The sequence below is a fragment of the Sphingomonas sp. P3_C6 genome (assembly GCF_056402595.1).
Genome location: NZ_JBFUHB010000007.1, coordinates 103,969 through 124,509, shown reverse-complemented (window position 1 = coordinate 124,509; position 20,541 = coordinate 103,969). Strand labels below are relative to the sequence as shown.

The following is a 20,541-nucleotide window of genomic DNA, read 5'->3' as shown; positions in this document are numbered from 1 at the left end:
GCGGCGGTCACCCGCCGCAACCGCCACAGCCACCGCCGCCACAACCACCTCCGCCGCCGCTGTCACTCGAGCCGCTGCCTCCGCCGTCGCTCGAACTTGCGGTGCGGAAGGTGTGGAAGTCGCCCCAGGCCGATCCGATCAGCACGCTGGTACCGAACAGCGCTACCGCCAGACCGGTTTCGCCTGAGGTCGGCGCCCGGCGCAGGCGCTCCGCCTCCTGCCGTGCCCTGGCCAGCGCCTCATGGCCACCCCGGGTCCGGCGATCGACCGCGCCCCAGCGGATCAGCGCGAAGACCGCAGTCAGGATCAGCAGCATCGTCAGATAGCCGACCGGCTTGTCGCGCTCGACACCGACCAGCAGCTTGATGCTGCCGAACGCCAGCAGCAGCAGATAGGGCAATGTCTGCCAGAAGCGCATCTGCAGGGTCACGGCCTCGTCCATCATCAGCCCGGCCGCGACCAGCTTCCGGCGCGCAGGTTGCGCGTAAGGTTTCAGCGCCTGCTCGATCACCGGCCAGCGCACCTCGCCGGGGATGGCCAGCACATCGCGCTCGGCGGGCGTGTCGCCCACGCCGCGTCGCGCGACATGGAAGCTCTTCTTGCCGACCATCACCAGCGCCCGCACCGCCAGCAATCGGGTGACCAGCGCATCGGCGAAGCGGGTCGCGCCGCCCGCCAGATAGGCAAGCTGGCCCGTGTCGGTGACGCGGCCCGATCTTCCCTCCGGGCGCAGCCAGCGCGGGATGACGAAGCCAGCGACGACCGTCGCCGCGAACAGGATGATGTAGAGTTTGAGGAAAGGCCCGCCGGTCATGTCGAAGGGTCCGAGAGACATTCTATGCTCCTCTGCCTGACACCAGGAACGCAACGGCGACCCCCGCCAATATCAGCAGGGTCAGCGCCACAAAAATCGCCGTGCGTCTTGGGATGATGAAGGCGTCGCGTGGATGGACCCGGCGCGCCCGTGGATCGTCGATCAGCCGCCGCGCCCCGCTTGGCCAGATGTCAGCCGGCGGCGCCTCGCCAAAGACCTGCTCGTACCGCTTCAGCGTATCCGCATATTGCTCGAAGAAGCGCCCCCGCTCGCCCGCGCCGCCAGCGGTCGGGCCATGGTGCAGCGGACGACCCAAGACATCGGGGCAGAAACGCTCCCAATAATCCCGGCTATAGGTCAGGTGCAGGTGCCATGCCTGGTCGACCGCATCGGAAGGCGTCACCTCCCGGTCGCCGGTGACGGCAAGGAAACAGAATTTCTTATACTCTCCGATCACGCGCTCGGCATAAGCCGGGCTCCACCCATTCTCCCGCGCAAGCCGCGCCGTGAAAGAGAGCGCCGCGTCGTCGGGGCCGATGATGTAAGGAAAAAGCGAGGCCCAGACCGGGTGATCCGGGCAGGAGGCTGACGGACGATTGGTCTCGCTCATCTAAAACCCTACTAACATAGTGGGAGTTAAAATTCAATGACTGACTGACCTGACCTCGGCCTTCCGGCAAGAGGCTTGCCCATCAAACGACTTATGGGCCTGAGCACCGATCGGCACTTACCGCCCATCTGCGGGCATTGGTGATAGCCGCGCATGAGTCGAGAAGAAGTCATGCGTAAAATACCACTCGCATCGACTGTTTCCGGTCAGTGCTTACCGCGGGGCAGGTAGGCGAAATTTGAACACGCTGCCGGCAGGGAGAGCCCGATGCGCGGTAAGTCCGCCTCCATGGGCAAGTGCGACCTGCTGGGCGAGCGCGAGCCCAATGCCTGCACCGCCGGATTTGGTCGTGAAAAAGGGGACGAAGATATCGGCGAGCAGTTCATCTTCGATTCCGTGACCGTTGTCGCTGACCTGGATGATCAGGGCATCGGCATCGTAGATTGCGGCCAGTCCTATGATCGGCTCCGCGACATGCTCGATCGCGTCAGCCGCATTCTTGATCAGGTTGATAACGGCTTGTTCTACCAAAGCGCGGTCGAAGCAGGCCAACGCATCGTGACCGGGGTGGACCTCGAAAAGGATTGCTCGCTTCCTCAGCTCAGGGCCGATCAGTTGGTCTAAACCCGCCATAAAATCGACGACGCGAACCTCTTGGAGAGCCGGTCGTGGAAGGTCGACAATCGCACGATAGCGCTCCACAAAATCCATCAGATGCCGGCTTCGGCGGCCGATCGTCGCGACGGCGCTCGCAATTTTCGCGCTGTGATCGCCTGCAGCGGCGAGACTTTCGACACTCTCCGCCATCGACGCGATCGGCGTGAGCGAGTTCATCATCTCATGCGCCAGTACCCGCGTCATCGCATGCCAGGCACCCACCTGGACGGCATCTAGTTCGCCCGCCACCGATTGGAGCGAGATGAGCCGCTGCGGCTCAGCAGCCCCCGCGTGATGGATCGAACCGACCCACGCCAGAAGCGAACGGCCGTCCTCGCTGGCGATCAGCTGTCGGCCACCAACGGGAAGCTTCAGGATAGCAGCAGCGCCCCTCTCCCCCAGCACGGCAACGTCCTGCAGCCGCCCGGCGTCATGTCGGGCGAGGCGGCGTGCCGCGCGGTTCATGAAGCGGACGCGATCGTCCGGCCCGAGCACGAACAGCGCGACGGTGACGGTGTCGATCAGCGCCAGCGCAGCCTCGAGCTGTGCGGGCGCTCGGGCGACTGCAGGCTGGACTGGCCCGTCCGTGGCTTCGGTCTCGGGCTTCAACAACCGCCAGAGATCGAAGAAGACCAGAACAGACGCCAGGACGATCGCCACGGCCGCAAGATAATATTGCGCCGTCCACGCTCGTGCGAGGGCTACCACCAGGATCCCGATGAAGAGCAACCGCCAGCCGGTCGCGGAAATCCGCGCGAGGCGTGTTTCCGGCCTAGAGGCCATGCTTGGCTATACGGCGGTAGAGCGCAGGCCGGCTCAGGCCCAGCGAACGCGCCGCCTGCGTGAGATTGCCCTTGTGGCGCTGAAGCGTCTCCATCAGCGCCGAGCGCTCGAGCGCATCGAGCGTGGTCGGTGCCCGCATTGTGCGTGTCCGCGTGGCGGCAGTGGTCACCGCCGCAATCAGGGCGTCATTTTTCCATGGCTTCAACAGAAAGTCGTGCGCGCCCGCCTTCAGGCTCGCGACCGCCAGCGTTACGGCGCCATAAGCGGTCATCATGACGACCGAGACCATCGGATCGATCGATCCGATCCGGTCCAGGCCATCGATACCTTCAGCTCCGCTGCGCCGGCCCGCGGCGAAGTTCATGTCGAGCAGCACGCAATCATAATCGGTCTGCCGCATATAATCCTCGGCGGCGTCGAGCGAGCAAGCGGCGTCGATCAGCACAGCATGGTCCCACAACGCCAACTGTGCCGCCTCCAGCACATCGGCATCATCGTCGATGATCAGCAGGGATGGCATGGGCTCCATACCTCTCAGGTTAGCGTGCGCTGGGGCGCCGTCAAACCCGTCCGAAATCGGACGCCCACCGCCGCCCCCGATCATAGCGTTCCGGATAACTATCTGTTCAAGCTAATTTTTTCTGCAGGGACTATTCGGTTATGCTTAAGCGATGTCTTCTCGCGGAACGCCCATGCTGACCCTGACCGAAATCACCAAAACCTACGGCACGTCAGAGGTCGAGACACGCGCGCTCGACGCGGTCTCGCTGGAGGTGGCCGAGGGGGAGTTCCTGGCGGTGATGGGACCATCGGGTTGCGGCAAATCGACACTGCTCAATGTGTTCGGGCTGCTTGATCGGCCAAGTGGGGGATCCTATCGCCTGCGCGGTACAGAGGTGACCGGATTGCCTGCAGCGAAGCTGGCGCGGCTGCGCGGCGAGCACATCGCTTTCGTCTTCCAGAATTTCAATCTGATCGACGACCTGACCGTGGCGGAGAATGTCGAGGTCTCGCTGCTCTATCGTCACGGCGAGGCGATACCGAAAGATCGGATCGCGGGAGTGCTGGATCAGGTCGGCATGACCCATCGCGCCGGTCACCGTCCGCAGCAATTGTCCGGCGGGCAGCAGCAGCGTGTGGCCATCGCCCGCGCGCTTGCCGCCAGGCCGAGCCTGATCCTGGTGGACGAGCCGACCGGCAATCTCGACAGCGCGAATGGTGAACAAGTGATGGAGCTGCTCCAGCAGGTCGCGCGATCGGGAACGACGGTGATCATGGTCACCCATTCCCATCGCGACGCTGCCGCCGCGCAGCGGATCGTGGAGATGCTCGACGGGCGCATCGTCGGGGAGACACAGCTGTGAGCGGGGCGATCGGCTTCTGGAGCAGGAGCCGTCACTTCGCGACGGCCTATGCCCGCAATCTCCACGCGACCCGGTTGCTTTCGGCGATCGCGGTTGCGGGGCTGGCAATCGGGCTGGCCGGAGCGCTCATGCTGGCACTCGTCGCGCGCGACGCGCTCGGGTTCAACGGCTTCGTGCCAGACCACGAACGCACCTATATCGGCATATCCGTCATGACCGGGAAGGGAATGGCGCCCTTGGTGAACGACATCACCCACGGCCGCGCGGCCGGGCTGATCCGGGCGAACCTGCCCGACGTCGAAGCCGTCGGCCGCCTGTCCGAAGCGGAGGTGGCGTTGCGCCGCAACGGCGAGGCGACCCGCGCAAAAATCTATTGGTCGGATCCGGAGATGTTCGACGTTCTGCGGCTGCCTGTCGTCGCGGGCCGGCCCAAGGCGGCGCTGAATCTCCCGGATGGTCTCGTCATGACTCAAAGCGAGGCGATCCGACTGTTCGGACGGACGGACGCTCTGGGCGCCGTGCTCGATGTAGACGGGGTGCCGATGGTCCTGCGCGCGGTGATCGCCGATCTGCCGGTCGGGACGACCGATCTCGACAGGGGTATTTTCGCGTCTGGCAAGTCGGCGAAGGCGGACTTTGGTCCATCCGAAGCGACTGGCCAGTTTGTCCTCTATGTGCGTACCTATCTCCGGCTACGGCAAGGGGCGTCTCCCGCAGCCGCAGAACGCCGGCTGAAGCCTCTGATCGACGGCCTGATGCCTGTGTTCATGCGGAGCCGTTCTGCCATGCATCTCGTACCGATCGACGCGATCGCGCTGCATCCGGGGCTTCATCCCGGTGCGCAAGAGCGGCTTGTGGTGGGCAGTCTGGTCGCGGCCCTGATCCTGTTCATCGCGGTCGCCAATTATGTGAACCTCAGCACCGCATTGTCGGCGCGACGCTGGCGGGAGATCGGCGTCCGCGCGGCGTGCGGTGCCACGCGTGGCCAGATTGCGGCGCAATTCCTGGGTGAAGCGGTCGCGACCGTGTTGATCGCCACGTTGCTCGGCGCTGCCCTGGTCGAGCTCGCGCTGCCGAGCCTCAACGCCTTGTTCGAGACGCACGCGCGGTTCGACTATCTCACCCATCCGACGCTGCTGCTGTGGCTGGCCGCCGGCGCGGTGGCGCTCGGCCTCGCGGCTGGCGCCTATCCCGCCTTCATTCTGTCCGGCCTGTCGCCCGCTGCCTTGCTGCGGGACCGCGGCGTACGCATGAAGGGACGATCGGTGGTGGCCGACCTGCTCGTTACGGTGCAATTCGCGATCCTGATCGGGCTGATGATCGCGCTCGCGGTGGTCTACCAGCAACGCAGCTTCGCAATGACCGAGGCGCTGCGCCTCGACGTGGACCAGTTGCTCACCATCACTGCGCCGTGTCCCGAGAGCTTCCGCCAGGAGGTCGCGAAGCTGCCGGGCGTGCGCGGTACGTCGTGCACCGGGCAGGGCCTGCTGGAATATCCGATGTTCTACTTCGCGCCGATCGGCGATGACAGCATCTCGACCGACACGATCGGCATGTTGCCCTCGAGTTTCGCCTTGTTCGGGATCGCGCCGATCGCGGGATCGCTGGCCGTGCTCCCGCCCGATGGCGAGGAGCAGACCCGGCATATCGTCGTAAACCAGACGGCGGTGCAGCGCTTCGGCCTTGGCAGCGCGAGCGCCGCGATCGGCAAGCTCATACCGGTCACATCCGCTCAGCCCGGCGTCACCGAAGGTGCGCAGATCGTCGCCGTCGTGCCCGACTTCAGCCTGCTGTCGGTCAAGACCCCGATCAAGCCCACCATCTATCCGGACCGGCCGACCGACGGGAACGGCTTGGGCATGGTTGTCGTCAAGCTGGCCGGCCGCGACATCCCCGAGACATTGGCGGCGATCGATCGGCTGTGGCGGCAAACCGGTCAGCAGCAGCCGATCCAGCGGAAATTCGTCTCGGATCACCTTGAAGAACTCTATCGCGATCTTGAGCGCGGCACCTGGATATTCGAGCTATTTTCCGGCGTTGCGGCATTGCTCGCCGCGACCGGCATCGCCGGAATGGCGATTGCGACCGCCGAACGGCGCACCAAGGAGATTGGGATACGCAAAGCGTTGGGCGCGCGGACCGATCAGGTGCTGATTCTGCTGCTCGCCCGGCTGAGCCGCCCGGTGCTCTGGGCGAACGTCATCGCCTGGCCCTGCGCATGGTGGATGATGCGAAGCTGGCTGAACGGCTTCGCCTACCGGGTGCCTCTCCACCCGTGGCTCTTCCCCGCCGCAGCGCTGGCGGCACTGGCGATCACGCTGTGCAGCGCAGGGCTGCAGGCACTGAATGTCGCGAGGCGGCGCCCGATTGAAGCCCTGCGGTACGAGTGATGGGAACGACTTCTTTTGGCTATTATATCGCCAAAAGATGCCCGTCCTTTATCGACCAACTCCGGTTGTCTAAAGAGATTACGGAGTTACGGTGACGTCGCGTAATTCCCAAAAGATCCCGCCTGTCGAATCTCACACGACGCTCAATTCGTGGCGGTCGTCGAGGCTTGCGAACGGCTGGTCTATGCCACTGTCGTAAAACAACATCGCGAAAGCCAGCCTTGGTTCTGGAGAGCGAAGCGGCACGACGCGGTGCTCGATCGAGCCGGGGAAGCAGATGAACGTGCCTGCGCGGGGGTGGATTTGCGCAACGGGCCATCCGGGGCGGCGAAACTCCAGTTCGCCGCCGGCGCCCAACTCAGGCACCGCGGCATAGAACACGCCGGTCACCTGGTTCGCGTCGGTATGCCAATCGGCCTCCGCGCCAACGCCCTCCAATATATTCAGGGTAATCGCCGAACTGATCCGATTGGCTGGATAAACCGGGCGGCCGAAACGATCGGCGACGAAGGCGCGGATCGGGCCAAGATACAGACGCCAGAGCCAATCGAACCGCGCACGGACGTCTGCGCCTTCGAGGATCGAGAATGTCTCGTCGCCTGGGGTAATGTCGGCGCCGGATCGGACGATCAGGCGCTCGGGCGCGTGAGTCGCGGCACGAACCTGCGCCGACCAATCGTGCGGCAGCACATTCCGGTTGTTGAGATCCAGTACGAAATGGGGCGGCCAATTCATGGGAAGGTCTTGCGGCCGACCTTGTCCGCGCGCAACCCGAACATGAGCGGCTCATGGAGAAGCGCGCATCGCGAGAACGTCCCATGAGTTTTCAGGAACGGGAGGCGGCCCCTCCCGGAACCGCCCCATCAGTCAGCCAGACGATCGGAAGGCCGATCAGCCGCCATTGACCGCCGCGAGGGTCTGCTCGAACCGGCCTTCGGCTTCGGCGTTGCGCAGGAACTTGACCTGCTCGACCAGGACCTCGGCCGGTGTCGGCTGCTGGCCGAACAGCGCCATCGTCTCGTCGATAAAGGCCTTGAGCGGCATGGCGTGCGGATCCTGCGCGTGTCCGGGCATCAGGTCGGTCTGCACCGCCGGGGGCGCCAGCTCGATCACGTCGATCGTCGTGTCGGCAAGCTGGCGGCGCAGCGACATGGTGTAGGAATGGAGCGCCGCCTTGGTCGCGCTATAGGTCGGCGTCGCGACCAGCGGCACGAAGGCGAGGCCCGACGTCACGTTGACGATCGCCGATTGCGCCTGCCGGCGGAGATGCGGCAGCACCGCCGCGGTGAGGCGGATCGGCCCGAGCAGGTTGGTGGTGATGGTCGCCTCGGCGGTGGCGAGATAGGTGCCGCCCGGCACGTCCTCCGCCGTCATCACGCCGGCATTGTTGATCAGCACGTTGAGCGCCGGATGCTCCGCGGCGATCCGCGCGGTCACGTCCAGGATCGCCTGGGGATCTTCGACGTCGAGTACATAGCCGGCCATGCCCGGATTCGCTGCGGTCACTTCGTCGAGCAGCTGCTGGCGGCGGCCGGCGATGATGACGTTGTTGCCCTGGCGCTGGAACGCCTCGGCCAGCGCACGCCCGATGCCGGAGGTGCCGCCGCTGATCAGGATGGTGTTGCCGGTGGGATTCATGATCGGTCTCCTCACGATTGAAGCTTGATACCGGGGCGGATGTACGCTCAAGCTCTCTCAACGAAAGAAGGCACCCAAAAGATTTATACTTACCCGAAAGAGAGTATGGACATGGTCGCGCATCTTCCCTTCAGCGACGCCGAGATCGCCGTTGCCCGCGAGCAGACTGCGCAGGTGCCGCCCGACGATGTCGACCCTCGTGTCGAGCAGCTCGTCAACGAGCTGATCGGCCGCGTCGCCGACAAATGGACCATGCTGATCCTCGAGGTCCTCGCCGAACAGGGCGAGCTTCGCTTCACTCAGGTCGGCAGGCTCGTCGGCGGCATCAGCCAGAAGATGCTGACCCAGACGTTGCGCCAGATGGAGCGCGACGGGCTGCTGATCCGCACGGTCCATCCGGTCGTCCCGCCAAGGGTGGAGTATCGCCTGACCGAGCTCGGCATGAGCCTCGGGGCCGCTTTTTGCGGGGTGTGGATCTGGGCTGCCGATCATCTGGAGAAGGTCGAGCAAGCGCGGCAGGCATTCGACGCCCGCACCTCCTGATCCCGCCGGACCTCGGCCTCGTCCCGGCGCGTTCACGCGCCAGATAGCTTGCCGCGTCTATCGCGGCCCTAGAGAACCGTCTCGCGCCGGTCTGCCGGCGCCTGTGAAAGGATTGTCATGCGTTCCATCGATCTCGCCGGGCTGGCCGCCATCGCCGCCCTGACGACCGCGTTTCCGCTTTCTGCCCAGGTGAAGAAGCCAGGGCCGGCGGCCACCGCCGTGACGCGCGCGCAGATCGAGGCGCAGGTGAAGGAGGTGTTCGACCGGGCCGACACCAACAAGGACAATTTCATGAGCCGGGCCGAGTTCGGCAAGCGCATGGGCATAGTGCTGAACCGCACGCCACCGGGGACGCCCGGCGCGCCCACGCCCGAGGAAGCGCAGCGCCTGCTCAACGCGGCGACCGCCGCCTTCAACGCGGTCGACGCCAATCACGACGGCAAGCTCAGCCGGAAGGAAGCCGGCGCACGCGCCCTGGCCGCGTTCGACGCCATGGACACCAACCATGATGGCATCGTGACCCTCGCCGAGAAGCGCGCGGCCAGCAACGATGCGGTGGCGATCGGCCCGGTCGGGCCGAACGGCCCCGCCAACCCTGCGAGGAAACCGGCCGGCCGCTAGGCGGCCGACGCATCTGATTGACACTGCCAGACCCGGGCGACACCTTCGACCATCATCTCTCCCGTCACCGGAGTCGTCCATGCGCCTTTACCGTGCCGCCCTTCTGCTCGGCGCCGCCCTGCTTCCCCTTTCAGCCCAGGCCCAGAAGGCACCGGCGCCGGCAAGTGCGGTCAAGCCGCTCGACTTCACCGAACGGACCCTCGCCAATGGCCTGCGCGTCTATGCGATCCGCGACACTGGCACCTCCAACGTCTCGGTGCAGGTCTGGTACGATGTCGGATCGAAGGATGATCCCGCCGGCCGCTCGGGCTTTGCACACATGTTCGAGCATCTGATGTTCAAGGCGACGCGCAACCTCGTCTCCGAACAGATGGACCGGCTGACCGAGGATGTCGGCGGCTACAACAACGCCTCCACCAATGACGACTACACCAATTATTACGAGGTGGTGCCGGCCAACCATCTGCGGCGCCTGTTGTTCGCCGAGGCAGACCGGATGGCGAGCCTGGTGGTCGAACCCAAGAGCTTCGCCTCCGAACGCGACGTGGTGAAGGAGGAGCTTCGCCTGCGCACGCTCGCGCAACCCTATGGCAAGCTGTTCTCGATCTATTTCCCGGAGATTTCCTACACCAGGCACCCCTATGCGCGGCCGGGCATCGGTAGCCTGGAGAATCTGGAAAGCGCGACGATCGACGATGTCCGCGCCTTCCACGCGACTTATTACCGGCCGGACAATGCCATCCTGGTCGTCTCGGGCAATTTCGACCCGAAGCAGCTCGACGCCTGGGTGGATCAGTATTTCGCCGGCATCAAGAAACCCGACCGCCCGATCCCGCGCGTGACCGTCACCGAGCCGGAGCGAACCAAGGCGACGCATGTCACCGTCTACGAACAGAACACGCCGCTGCCGGCGGTGATGATCAGCTATCCCCTGCCGTCCGACAATGATCCCGACATTCCCGCCCTGGGTGTGCTCAACGCGGTGCTGTCGCAGGGCGAAAGCTCACGCCTGTACGAGACCCTCGTCTATCGCGACCAGCTCGCGCAGAGCGCCGAGACCTATCTCGACACCAAGCAGGGCCCCGGCAATCTCGCCGTCTTCGCGATCCTGGCCGGCGGCAAGACCGCCGATGCCGGCGAGGCGGCACTGCGGCGCGAGGTAGCGCGGCTGCGCGATACGCCCGTCACCGCAGCCGAGCTGGCCGAGGCCAAGAACGAGATCCTGACCGGCGTGTTGCGCGGCCGTGAGACGGCCGAGGGCAAGGCGTCGGCGCTCGCCACCTCGGTCATCATCAATGGCGATCCGCGCGCCTCCGACCGGCAGATCGCCGAGATCGCCAAGGTGACGACGGCCGATATCCAGCGTGTCGCCCGCAAATATCTTCGCGACGAACGCTCGGCCGCGATCCATTATCTGCCGGCCGAGAGCGCGCCGGCGGGTGCCAAGGGCGACACGGTGACGATCGCCTCTACCGTCCAGGTCGCGCCGCTGGTCGCGCCGTCCGATGTCGCCATCGTCACGCCCGCGCCGGACAGCGAGCGGATCGCCCCGCCCGCCGCCGGCGCGCCCGTCGCCGCCGCAATGCCGTCTCCGCAGGAGTTCAGGCTTGCCAACGGCCTGCACGTGCTGGTGGTCGAGAAGCATGACCTGCCGCTGCTGACCGCCTCGCTGGTCACGGCAGGCGGCGGTGCGTCGGACCCGGCCGACCGCGCCGGCCTGGGCAACCTCACCGCCGGCCTGCTGACCAAGGGGACGAAGACCCGTTCGGCCACCCAGATCGCCGCGCAGATCGAGGCGCTGGGCGGATCGATCGGCAGCAGCGCGAACTGGGACGGATCGTCGATCGACGTGACGGTCAAGTCGGATCAGGCGGCGCCCGCGCTGGCCATCCTGGCGGATGTCGCGCAGAATCCCGCCTTCGCCGATGAGGAGATCGAGCGCGCCCGCACGCAGGAGATCGACGGCGTCTCGGTCACCATCAAGGATCCGGCGCAGCTTGCCAACCTGGTCGCGGCGCGTGCCGTCTTCGGCAACCGGTCCTATGGCCATGCGCTGTCGGGTACGCCCGAATCGCTCAAGGCGATCAGGGCCGCCGACATCCGCGCTGCTTATGGCCGGACATGGCAGCCCGGCCAGGCGACGCTGATCCTGGTCGGCGACATCACCCCCGCCGCTGCCAGCGCGCTGGTGGAGAAGAATTTTGCCGGCTGGCGTTCCACCGGGCAACAAGTGGCGACCGCTCCGGTGGCTCAGCCGCTACCCGAGCCGCGCGTGGTCGTGGTCGACATGCCCGGCGCCGGTCAGGCAGGCGTGGTCGTCGCGCGGCCGGGTATCGCGCGCCGCGATGCCGCTTTCTATCCGGCAAGCGTCGCGAACACCGTGCTCGGCGGCGGATTTTCGTCGCGGCTCAACCAGGAGATCCGGATCAAGCGCGGCCTGGCGTACGGTGCGAACAGCTCGCTGTCGGCGCGGCGCGAACCCGGTTCGATCTCGGCACGCACCCAGACCAAGAACCCGACCGCGCCCGAGACGGTCGCGATCATGGTCGCGGAGATGAAGCGGCTCGGCACCGAGCCAGTGCCGGCGAACGAGCTCGAACCGCGCAAGGCGACACTGATCGGCGATTTCGGGCGCGGGGTGGAGACGACCGACGGCATTGCCGACGTGCTCGGCAATTATGTTGTGCAGGACGTGCCGCTGAGCGAGCTCAAGGCCTTCACCACCAAGGTTTCCGCGGTCGATCCGGCCGCGGTCCAGGCCGCCGCGGCCAGCCTGCTCGATCCGGCCCGGGCGAGCATCGTCGTGGTCGGCGATGCGAAGGACTTCATCGATGCCCTGCGCAAGGCCTATCCGAACCTGGAACTGATCCCGGCCAGCGCGCTGAAACTGGACACGGCGGCGCTGAAATAACCTCTTCAAGGCGTCATTTCTCCGTCCGTCATGCGGGACTTGTTCCGGCATCCAAGCTTCCGCACACACGCTTCAGTTGCGTACGCGGAACCTTGGCGCCCGGGACAGGTCCTGGGGGACGAGGTCGCGATTGGATGGGTCGCGATCTCCAGAGAGACAAGCTGACGTCAAAAATTACGTTAACCATCAAGTGTTTCGCGACGACACACCCCTAAATCGGGGGCAGCACGGCGCGGCCCGATCCGCTATGGCGCAGCCATGGTTTGGAGCACGATCACCGACTGGTTACGGATGCGGCGGCTGGGCAAGCTCGGCATCGTCGGGATCGTCGCGCTGATCTGCGCCGGTGTGTCGGCCCATGCCGCGATCCGCGCGATCGTCGAGCAGCAGGCCAGGGCGACCGGCGTCGCATCGCCCAGGCCGGCCGGCTATGAAGCCGAGGATCATTTCCCCGGCGCCGCCTATTTCTATGCCGCCGAGGAAAGCGCCGCGCCCGGTGCCGGCGCAACCGGCACGACCGCGCTGCCCGACCTGCCCGTTCCGGTCGAAGCGGCCGCGCTGACCACCACTGACGCCTCGATCCGCCCGGCCGAGCCCTTCTCGATGAGCAAGGCGAGCCCGACCGATCGGGGCCGCGCGCTGGAATGCCTGACCGCCGCAATCTATTACGAAGCGGCGACCGAACCCGATGACGGCCAGCAGGCGGTTGCGCAGGTGATCCTCAACCGGGTGCGCCACCCCGCCTTTCCCGCGACGATATGCGGCGTCGTCTATCAGGGGTCGGAGCGGACCACCGGCTGCCAGTTCAGCTATGCCTGTGACGGGTCGATGGCGCGGGTGCCGTCCCGCACCTACTGGGTCCGCGCGATGAAGGTCGCAGCGGCGGCGCTCAACGGCCATGTGTTCGCTCCCGTCGGCCTCGCCACCCATTATCACACCTATGCCGTCACCCCGTCCTGGAACCGGAGCCTGGTGATGACCGCGGCCATCGGCGCGCATTTCTTCCATCGCTGGCAGGGATGGTGGGGCACGCCCGCCGCGTTCAGCCAGCGCTATACCGGAAACGAGCCCCTGCCCGGCCCGCATGCGCGCCCGGCCACACCCGACCTGACCTTGGCATCGGCCACGACCAGCATTCCAGCACCGGCCCCGCGCACTGCCCCGGCGCTGATCCAGCCGGCCTATGCGCAGAGTGGTATGCTGAAACCCGCAGTCGCCGCGCCCGACACGACCGGTGAATCCCAGATCCTCGACCGCTGGAAGGACTCGGGCAAACCGCTCCGATAATTCTCCCTCTCATCGAGGCGCTGCCACGCGATCGCCAACCGCGCCTATGGCCGAATTGGGCCAGACTGGTCGCGCATGTCGTCTTGATCCTAGCCTTTCGGGGCGCCCGGCACTAGTCTCGCGCGGGAGGGTAAGAGCAACAGGGAGCAGGCAATGGCCACGCAAATTCCGGGCGACCAGCCCAAGAACATGGTGGAACGGGTCAAGCGACTGCTGACCGCACCCGCGCAGGAATGGCCGCGCATCGACGCGGAACCGATGACGATCAAGGGCATCTATACGGGGTGGGTCGTGCCGCTGGCGGCGATCGGACCGGTCGCCGGGCTGATCGGCTCGCTCGTTTTCGGCTACAGCTTGTTCGGCATCACCTATCGTCCGCCGATCGGCGCCGCTTTGGGCACCGCTGTCGTCGGCTATGTCATCGCGCTGATCGGGGTCTATGTCCTGTCGCTGATCATCAACGCGCTGGCGCCGAGCTTCGACGGTACCAAGAACGCGGTCTCCGCCTTCAAGGTCGCCGCCTTCACCGGAACCGCCGGCTGGCTGTGTGGCATCTTCCAGATCATTCCGTCGCTTGGCTGGCTTGCCATACTCGGGCTGTACGGCCTGTACCTGCTCTGGGTCGGCCTGCCGATCCTGATGAAGGTGCCGCAGGCCAAGGCGACTGCCTATAACCTGGTGACGATGGTCGTGTCGGTCGTCGTGTTCGTCATTTGCGGGGCGGTGGCGGCACAGGTCGGCACCTCGTTCGCGCGGTCGGCCTTCAGCACTGCGGCCGCCACCGGTGCGGTCACCGGATCGCTCAACGTGCCGGGCGTAGGCAGCGTCGATCTCGACAAGGCCAATGATGCCGTGGCCAAGATGAAGGCCGCGACCGAGAAGATGGAGAACGGCACCGCGAAGCCGATCCCCGCGACCGCCCTCCAGGCGATGCTACCGGCCTCGATCGGCGGCTTTACGCGCGGTGATGTCGAGACCCAGAGCGGTGGTGTCGGCGGCATCGGCGGCAGCCATGCCGAGGGGCGCTACACCTCGGGCGATCAGAGCTTCAACCTCTCGGTCACCGACATGGCCGCGGCCGGCGCCCTGGCGTCGCTCGGCGGCGCGTTGAACATGCAGTCGAGCAAGCAGACCGCGACCGGTTACGAAAAGACCGAGATGGTCGGCGGCGCGATGGTGACGGAGAAATGGAATACGGAGTCGAAGAGCGGCAGCTATGGCACGATGGTCGCCAGCCGCTTCATGGTCTCCGCCGACGGTGCGGCCCCGACGGTCGACACGCTGAAACAGGCGGTCGCCTCGGTCGACACGACCAAGCTGGCCGACCTGGCGCAATAAGCGCCGACCCCATCCAACACCGACCCCATCCAGCAAACGACACCTGGAAAACAAAACCCCGCCGGCTCGCACCGGCGGGGTTTTTCAGTGCCGCAAGGGCGCCCGCTTATTGGCGGCCCATCGATTCCGGCGTGTAGTTGTGCAGGCCGCGCGGAAACGGATTGATCGCGACGCGAGTCGCCATCTCGCCGACCGGGGCACCGAAGCTCGCGCGGTGCCAGCGCCCGACCTCGGCCGTCACCACATCGCCCGCCGAGGCGGTCAGCAACGGCACACCCTCGATCTGGTAATCGACATTACCCTCCATGATGAACCAGAACTCGCTGTAATCGGTATGGAAATGGCCGAGGTTGCTCGGCGGCGGGGTGGGCATGCCCTTGCCGCGGATGTTGTTCACGAACATGTGATCGCTGGCGATGAATGCGCCGGCGCGCGCGCCTCCGCCGATGACATCCTTATAGTAGTCGAGATAGGGCTTGTTGGCGCCATCATAGACACCGTCGCCGCCCGACAGGATCGACTTGGTATAGGTGATGCCCTTGACGTCGGCGGGTTTGTTGGGCGTCGTCTCGACTGGATAGATCGGAATGTCACCCGTCTGGTGAACCTCGAGCCACAAGGCGGGCTCGTTACCGACCGTCTCGAGCGAATAAGGCAAGCGCAACGGGACGTTGATCTCGAAGCCCTTCGAGGCGACGAACGGCTCCTGCCCCTTGATGCTGACGCGCACCTGGCCGCTCCATACGATCATGGCCACGCGGTTGTCGGCCGACATCACCGGCGTCGTCTTGCCGCCCGAGGCGAGCTGATGCCAGTCGGCCATCAGATCCTTGTTGCGCACGATCGGCTGGGACCAGGTGGCCTGTCCCTTGTGCAGCGCAAGCACGTCAGCCAGCTTCCAGTGCGGCTTGTTCGGCGCGACATAAGCCTGGAACGGGGTCTTCTTGGGTACCCAGCCATAGATTGGCGGCGGCGGCGCAGGACGAGCACCCGGTGGCGGACCACCCTGCGGACCAGCGGGGGCGGCCTGGGCCATGGCCTGGTGCGCTAGCAATGCTGCGCCTCCCATCAAGCCGGCGGTGAGCATCGTCTTCAGAACACGCATCAGTCATCTCCCTCCAAAAGACCGGCGCGCGCCGCCGGGTTATCTTTCTCCCTGCCCTACCGGCTTGTTGCCGTTTATGGAGCAGAGTCGAGGCGAGCCTATATCAAATATATCATATAGGAAAAGCTATTTGCGAGGCCGGTCCCGGCCTTTTGCATGCCCTTCAACGGCGCGGATCAACGCGAGACTTGCCATCCCGAGATGCGCTCATCCCATCACATATGGCCGATCGGGCGTGCGCCGGACCAGACGCACGCCATACCGGAACCGGCAGCTTAATTCCTGAGCGAATCCGGCACCACGCCGCCATTCTCCGCGAGCTTGGCCATGACCGCCTTGTGCAGGGCGATATTCTGTTCCGCGCTGCCATCGGCGCCGGCGCGCACGCCGAGCTCGGTTGCAAGCTCCTTGCGGGCGTCGAGGCTTGAATCGAGATCGAGCAGCTTGAGCAGGTCGACGATCGAGGTCTGATAATTGCCCCCGCCATTCTTCATCGAAGCCATTTCGGACAGCACCGCACCGACATCGACACTGGCCGGCGCCGCGGCAGGCGCAGCAGCGGCGGGTGACGCGGCAGGTGGCGGGGGCGCGGCCGGTGTCGGCGACGCAGGCGCGCCCGGCGCGGGCTGTGCGGCGCTGCCGTGATGGAAGATCTTGTCCATGATGCTGCCGAAAATGCCCATCGCCCTGTCTCCTAGATTTCTTCCGCCTCCAGGGCGGTGCGAAGATGGAAACGGCGCGGGGCGGCAAAAGGTCCGTGACAAAGGTCCGTGACGGGTGGAATCTCGCGGAAGCGAGTCGGCCCGTCATGCATCGATCGGAACGTTGCCTCGCACCGGCAGTTGTCAGCGCGAGCGCCAACGCGCCGACAACAGGAGACGGACATCATGCGATACGGGACCCTCATCATCGCCTCGGCGGCAGCGCTTTCCCTCGCCGGCTGCGGTTCGAAGACCGAGACGACCAGCATCGACAATACGACGGTCGTCAGCAGCGAGACCGACACGACCAACACCGCCATTCCGGCGGCCGTACCGCTCAGTCCCGGCCAGGCTTTCGCCAACGCGGCCGCGAGCAGCGACGCGTTCGAGATTGCCACGTCGCAGCTTGCCCAGACGGCCTCCACATCGGCGGCGATCAAGGCGTTCGCCGGCAAGATGATCGAGGCGCATACCGGTTCGACCGAGAAGCTGAAGACGGCCGCCGCCGGCGTCAGCCCGGCCATCACGCCGGATCCCACGCTGACCGCGGAGCAGCAGTCGACGCTCGACGCGCTGAAGACCAAGACCGGCGCCGATTTCGACGCGGCGTACAAGGCGGCGCAGGTCGATGGCCACCAGAAGACGCTCGACGCGCTCAAGGCCTATTTGGCGAGCGGAGACGTGCCGCAACTGAAGACGTTCGCGACCGGGCTGGTCCCGACCGTGACCGCGCATCTCAACATGGCAAAGGGCCTCAAGGCCTGACACTGCCCGTTCCTGCGGCGATGGCGGGCACACGTCCCGCTATCGCCAGCGGGCGACACCTCACCCCTCGATCATCTGCACGATCTTGTTCGTCATGTCGGCCACGGCGAATGGCTTGGTGATCACCTGCATGCCCGGATCGAGATGGCCGTTGCCGATGGCGGCATTCTCGGCAAAGCCGGTCACGAACAGGATCTTGAGATCGGGTCGGGCGAGCCTGGCCGCATCGGCGACCTGCCGGCCGTTCATCCCGCCGGGCAATCCGACATCGGTGATCAGCAGGTCGATCCTGATGCCCGAATCGAGAATCCGGAGACCGGACGGGCCATCTTCCGCTTCCAGCGGGACATAGCCCGATTCTTCGAGGATATCGACGATCAGCATGCGGACGGTCGCCTCGTCGTCGATGACGAGCACGCGTTCGCCCGCCCCGATATGCGCGATTGCGCCATCTACATGCCCGGCATCATCCGGCATCTCGCCGGAATAGCGCGGGAGGTAAAGGCACATCGTCGTGCCCTGCCCCTGCTCGGTATAGACGCGCACCTGGCCGCCCGACTGGCGCACGAAGCCATGGACCATCGAAAGACCCAGGCCGGTGCCCTGGCCGATCGGCTTGGTGGTGAAGAACGGGTCGAAGATCCGGTCGATGACCGCCTTCGGGATACCCACACCGCTGTCGGAAACGCAGATCGAGATATATTGACCGGGTTCCAGGTCGCGTTCCCGGCCGGCATGCGCGTCTAGCCATTTATTGGCTGTCTCGATCGTCAGACGCCCGCCTTCGGGCATGGCGTCGCGCGCATTGATCGCGAGGTTCAGCAGGGCGTTTTCGAGCTGCGTTGCGTCCACCTTCGTCGCCCAAAGCCCGGCCGCTCCGACCACTTCGACCGCGATGGCGGGGCCGACCGTCCGGCGGATCAGATCCTCCATTCCGGACACCAGACGATTGACGTCGACCGGCTTCGGATCGAGCGTCTGCCGGCGGGAAAAGGCGAGCAGGCGCTGGGTCAGCGCCGCGGCACGTTGGGCCGATGTCTGGGCGCCACTGATGAAACGCCCGATCCCCTCGGTCCGTCCCTGCGACAGGCGCCGTTCGATGACTTCCAGGCTGCCGCTGATCCCCGCGAGCAGGTTGTTGAAGTCATGGGCGATGCCGCCGGTCAGCTGGCCGACCGCCTCCATCTTCTGCGCCTGCCGCAGCGCCTCGTGCGCCTCGGTCAGCTCCACGGTGCGATCATGCACGCGCTGTTCGAGCGTCTCGTTCGCCTCCTGGACTCGCCGGATGAGATCGGCGTTCTCGATCGCGACCGCCGCGTGGGAGGCGAGCGCAAGGATCTGGGCCTCATGCTTCGCCGTGAATCGAGCGGGCTCGGGATGGCCGAAAAGCAGGCCGCCAAGCACGCCCCTGTCGCGCGCGAAGACGGGAACGGCGAGGTAGCTGGCGACCGCAAGATGGCCCTCCGGCATGCCCTGGTGGGGGGCATTGTGGCCGTATCGCGGGTCCTGCCTGATGTCATCCGACCGAACGACACCCTCGCCGCCGAAGGTAGGCGCAAAGATAGCCGTGTTGCGTGGCATCGGAAAGCGTTCGAACGCCGACAGGGCCGCGCCCGAGAGGGCAAAGAGCCTGTAGCTCTCGCCCGAGTCATCGACCACATTGTGGAAGAAAGCGCCAAATCCCGCGCCGGTCAGTTCCAGACCCGTATCGACGACCGACTGGGCGATCCTGTCGCGGTCCTTCTCGGCGGCCGTCTCTGCCGCAAGCCGGTTGAGCATCGCGAGCGCCGTGCGCTCCTCCTGCATATCGCGTTCGGCGAGATGCGCCGCGGTAACGTCGGCGCCTTCGCAGAGCACCCCGACGATCTCGCCATGATCATCGCGCATGGCATCATAGACGAAGGTAAGGAATCGCTCCTCCTCGCGCCCATCGGCCTGCCTGAACCGCGCCGGCACCGCGACCGCATCGACACGCTCGCCGGTTTCATAGACCCGGTCGAGCAACTCGAAGAAGCCCTGTCCTTCCAGATCGGGAAACGCACGACGGATCGGCTTGTCGAGCCAGTCCTCGCTCGTGAAGGCGCGGCGATGGGCCGCGTTGACGAATTCGACGACATGGTCGGGGCCACGCATCGAGATGATGAAGCCGGGCGCCTGCTCGAAGGCCTGGAGCAGGCGCTCCCGTTCCGTCGCGAGACGCCGGTCTGCGCGCACCCGCTCTGTGGTTTCGATCACGACCGCGATGACGCCCGCCGGGGTGCCCGATTCATCCAGCACCGGCGAATAGTCCAGGTTCATCCAGACCTGCTCGGGGCTGCCATGGCGGAACAGGGTGAGTTCCATGTCCTTATAGGCGAGCGTGCCGCCGGCGAGCCCGACCTTCATCACATTGTCGTTGAAGTCGGCAACCTCGGGCCATCCTTCGCGGACCTTCGACCCGAGCAGTTCGGGATGACGCCCGCCGGCAAAGACCGAATAGCCGTCATTGTAGAGCATGATGCCGTCCTCGCCCCACAGCATCACGATCGGGATGGGCGACAGCAGGATAATACCGAGGGCGGTCCGCAGGCTCTGCGGCCAGCTGTCGATGGGGCCGAGCGACGTGGACGACCAGTCCCTCGCGGCAATGAGACGCCCCGTTTCCCCGCCCCGCTCTAGCCATTCAATCGCCGATCCCGACACGCCCTCTCCTACTCCTGATTCGACCCGTCAAACTCTCCACGCGACCTTATGTTGCGCGACATAATGCGGAGGTGACCACAGCAGCGAAATATATGGGGATGAAGATTCGCGCAGGCACGTAACGACGCTGGCGGCGCCAAGCCAGGCGACGAGTTCTGCGATGGGATCGACGCGCCACGGGGTTGGGATGGACTATGCTATTATGGCGAGCAGGCGGGCTGTAGCGCGGCGGGAGCAGCGAATTCGGCCGGTCTGCAATCGTTGAGACTTTCCGACGCCGCGCGGCGTCCGAAAATCTCAACGGTTGCGGACTCGCGGCTTTCGGCGATCGA

The 20,541-nt window shown here is 65.6% G+C and carries 17 protein-coding genes; 8 read left to right on the top strand and 9 right to left on the bottom strand.

Features of this window, described 5'->3' with window-relative positions:
- Positions 1–7 precede the first annotated feature (7 nt).
- The 4 genes from AC1DT7_RS10235 to AC1DT7_RS10220 all read right to left on the bottom strand — a co-directional run bounded on the left by AC1DT7_RS10235 (position 8) and on the right by AC1DT7_RS10220 (position 3,384).
- Positions 8–835 carry a TIGR04222 domain-containing membrane protein gene (locus AC1DT7_RS10235; protein WP_478035840.1) on the bottom strand — a complete coding sequence of 276 codons (828 nt, stop codon included), beginning with the start codon at positions 833–835 and terminating at the stop codon, positions 8–10.
- Between the two features lies 1 nt (position 836).
- Entirely contained in the window at positions 837–1,424 is a 588-nt protein-coding gene (locus AC1DT7_RS10230; protein ID WP_478035839.1) for a glycine-rich domain-containing protein, read from the bottom strand.
- Positions 1,425–1,637: 213 nt separating this feature from the next.
- Positions 1,638–2,810 (bottom strand): sensor histidine kinase, encoded by a 1,173-nt coding sequence (locus AC1DT7_RS10225; RefSeq protein WP_478035838.1) that lies wholly within the window; start codon positions 2,808–2,810, stop codon positions 1,638–1,640.
- A gap of 43 nt (positions 2,811–2,853) precedes the next feature.
- Positions 2,854–3,384 (bottom strand): response regulator, encoded by a 531-nt coding sequence (locus AC1DT7_RS10220; RefSeq protein ID WP_478035837.1) that lies wholly within the window; start codon positions 3,382–3,384, stop codon positions 2,854–2,856.
- 172 nt (positions 3,385–3,556) lie between these two features.
- On the opposite strand from AC1DT7_RS10220, the gene AC1DT7_RS10215 reads away from it, so the two are divergent.
- Positions 3,557–4,228: an ABC transporter ATP-binding protein gene (locus tag AC1DT7_RS10215; RefSeq protein ID WP_478035836.1), complete on the top strand. Its 672-nt coding sequence runs from the start codon at positions 3,557–3,559 to the stop codon at positions 4,226–4,228.
- Entirely contained in the window at positions 4,225–6,618 is a 2,394-nt protein-coding gene (locus tag AC1DT7_RS10210; protein WP_478035835.1) for an FtsX-like permease family protein, read from the top strand. Before AC1DT7_RS10215 ends, AC1DT7_RS10210 begins: the two co-directional genes overlap by 4 nt.
- A gap of 132 nt (positions 6,619–6,750) precedes the next feature.
- Here the strand turns inward: AC1DT7_RS10210 and AC1DT7_RS10205 are convergent, their stop codons facing one another.
- Entirely contained in the window at positions 6,751–7,353 is a 603-nt protein-coding gene (locus tag AC1DT7_RS10205) for a 2OG-Fe(II) oxygenase (RefSeq protein WP_478035834.1), read from the bottom strand.
- Positions 7,354–7,509: 156 nt separating this feature from the next.
- Positions 7,510–8,256: an SDR family oxidoreductase gene (locus AC1DT7_RS10200; RefSeq protein ID WP_478035833.1), complete on the bottom strand. Its 747-nt coding sequence runs from the start codon at positions 8,254–8,256 to the stop codon at positions 7,510–7,512.
- A 111-nt stretch (positions 8,257–8,367) separates the two neighbouring features.
- Here AC1DT7_RS10200 and AC1DT7_RS10195 point away from each other — a divergent pair, with 111 nt between their 5' ends.
- The 5 genes from AC1DT7_RS10195 (at position 8,368) to AC1DT7_RS10175 (ending at position 14,956) form a co-directional block, all read left to right on the top strand.
- Complete coding sequence (locus AC1DT7_RS10195) at positions 8,368–8,799, top strand: winged helix-turn-helix transcriptional regulator (RefSeq protein ID WP_478035832.1); 432 nt, start codon at positions 8,368–8,370, stop codon at positions 8,797–8,799.
- 117 nt (positions 8,800–8,916) lie between these two features.
- Positions 8,917–9,420, top strand: a complete 504-nt coding sequence (locus tag AC1DT7_RS10190; protein ID WP_478035831.1) for an EF-hand domain-containing protein — start codon at positions 8,917–8,919, stop codon at positions 9,418–9,420.
- A gap of 79 nt (positions 9,421–9,499) precedes the next feature.
- Positions 9,500–12,331 carry a M16 family metallopeptidase gene (locus AC1DT7_RS10185; protein ID WP_478035830.1) on the top strand — a complete coding sequence of 944 codons (2,832 nt, stop codon included), beginning with the start codon at positions 9,500–9,502 and terminating at the stop codon, positions 12,329–12,331.
- Between the two features lie 258 nt (positions 12,332–12,589).
- Positions 12,590–13,618 (top strand): cell wall hydrolase, encoded by a 1,029-nt coding sequence (locus AC1DT7_RS10180; protein ID WP_478035829.1) that lies wholly within the window; start codon positions 12,590–12,592, stop codon positions 13,616–13,618.
- 153 nt (positions 13,619–13,771) lie between these two features.
- Positions 13,772–14,956: a Yip1 family protein gene (locus tag AC1DT7_RS10175; protein ID WP_478035828.1), complete on the top strand. Its 1,185-nt coding sequence runs from the start codon at positions 13,772–13,774 to the stop codon at positions 14,954–14,956.
- A 106-nt stretch (positions 14,957–15,062) separates the two neighbouring features.
- Here AC1DT7_RS10175 and AC1DT7_RS10170 read toward each other — a convergent pair whose 3' ends face one another.
- Both AC1DT7_RS10170 and AC1DT7_RS10165 read right to left on the bottom strand, forming a co-directional pair.
- Entirely contained in the window at positions 15,063–16,061 is a 999-nt protein-coding gene (locus tag AC1DT7_RS10170) for a cupin domain-containing protein (protein ID WP_478035827.1), read from the bottom strand.
- A 275-nt stretch (positions 16,062–16,336) separates the two neighbouring features.
- A complete protein-coding gene (locus AC1DT7_RS10165; RefSeq protein ID WP_478035826.1) occupies positions 16,337–16,744 on the bottom strand; it encodes a DUF3597 family protein in 408 nt (135 codons plus the stop codon).
- A 204-nt stretch (positions 16,745–16,948) separates the two neighbouring features.
- Here AC1DT7_RS10165 and AC1DT7_RS10160 point away from each other — a divergent pair, with 204 nt between their 5' ends.
- A complete protein-coding gene (locus AC1DT7_RS10160; RefSeq protein WP_478035825.1) occupies positions 16,949–17,527 on the top strand; it encodes a DUF4142 domain-containing protein in 579 nt (192 codons plus the stop codon).
- Between the two features lie 60 nt (positions 17,528–17,587).
- Here AC1DT7_RS10160 and AC1DT7_RS10155 read toward each other — a convergent pair whose 3' ends face one another.
- Positions 17,588–20,047 carry an ATP-binding protein gene (locus tag AC1DT7_RS10155; RefSeq protein ID WP_478035879.1) on the bottom strand — a complete coding sequence of 820 codons (2,460 nt, stop codon included), beginning with the start codon at positions 20,045–20,047 and terminating at the stop codon, positions 17,588–17,590.
- Between the last annotated feature and the right edge of the window lie 494 nt (positions 20,048–20,541).

Excerpts from the sequence above, each read along its gene's own strand:
- AC1DT7_RS10235 (WP_478035840.1), bottom strand. The coding sequence starts at position 835 with ATGTCTCTCGGACCCTTCGACATGACCGGCGGGCCTTTCCTCAAACTC.
- AC1DT7_RS10200 (WP_478035833.1), bottom strand. The coding sequence starts at position 8,256 with ATGAATCCCACCGGCAACACCATCCTGATCAGCGGCGGCACCTCCGGC.
- AC1DT7_RS10215 (WP_478035836.1), top strand. The coding sequence starts at position 3,557 with ATGCTGACCCTGACCGAAATCACCAAAACCTACGGCACGTCAGAGGTC.
- AC1DT7_RS10155 (WP_478035879.1), bottom strand. The coding sequence starts at position 20,047 with ATGCTGTGGGGCGAGGACGGCATCATGCTCTACAATGACGGCTATTCG.
- AC1DT7_RS10230 (WP_478035839.1), bottom strand. The coding sequence starts at position 1,424 with ATGAGCGAGACCAATCGTCCGTCAGCCTCCTGCCCGGATCACCCGGTC.
- AC1DT7_RS10220 (WP_478035837.1), bottom strand. The coding sequence starts at position 3,384 with ATGCCATCCCTGCTGATCATCGACGATGATGCCGATGTGCTGGAGGCG.
- AC1DT7_RS10185 (WP_478035830.1), top strand. The coding sequence starts at position 9,500 with ATGCGCCTTTACCGTGCCGCCCTTCTGCTCGGCGCCGCCCTGCTTCCC.
- AC1DT7_RS10180 (WP_478035829.1), top strand. The coding sequence starts at position 12,590 with ATGGTTTGGAGCACGATCACCGACTGGTTACGGATGCGGCGGCTGGGC.
- AC1DT7_RS10195 (WP_478035832.1), top strand. The coding sequence starts at position 8,368 with ATGGTCGCGCATCTTCCCTTCAGCGACGCCGAGATCGCCGTTGCCCGC.
- AC1DT7_RS10165 (WP_478035826.1), bottom strand. The coding sequence starts at position 16,744 with ATGGGCATTTTCGGCAGCATCATGGACAAGATCTTCCATCACGGCAGC.
- AC1DT7_RS10160 (WP_478035825.1), top strand. The coding sequence starts at position 16,949 with ATGCGATACGGGACCCTCATCATCGCCTCGGCGGCAGCGCTTTCCCTC.
- AC1DT7_RS10170 (WP_478035827.1), bottom strand. The coding sequence starts at position 16,061 with ATGCGTGTTCTGAAGACGATGCTCACCGCCGGCTTGATGGGAGGCGCA.
- AC1DT7_RS10190 (WP_478035831.1), top strand. The coding sequence starts at position 8,917 with ATGCGTTCCATCGATCTCGCCGGGCTGGCCGCCATCGCCGCCCTGACG.
- AC1DT7_RS10205 (WP_478035834.1), bottom strand. The coding sequence starts at position 7,353 with ATGAATTGGCCGCCCCATTTCGTACTGGATCTCAACAACCGGAATGTG.
- AC1DT7_RS10175 (WP_478035828.1), top strand. The coding sequence starts at position 13,772 with ATGGCCACGCAAATTCCGGGCGACCAGCCCAAGAACATGGTGGAACGG.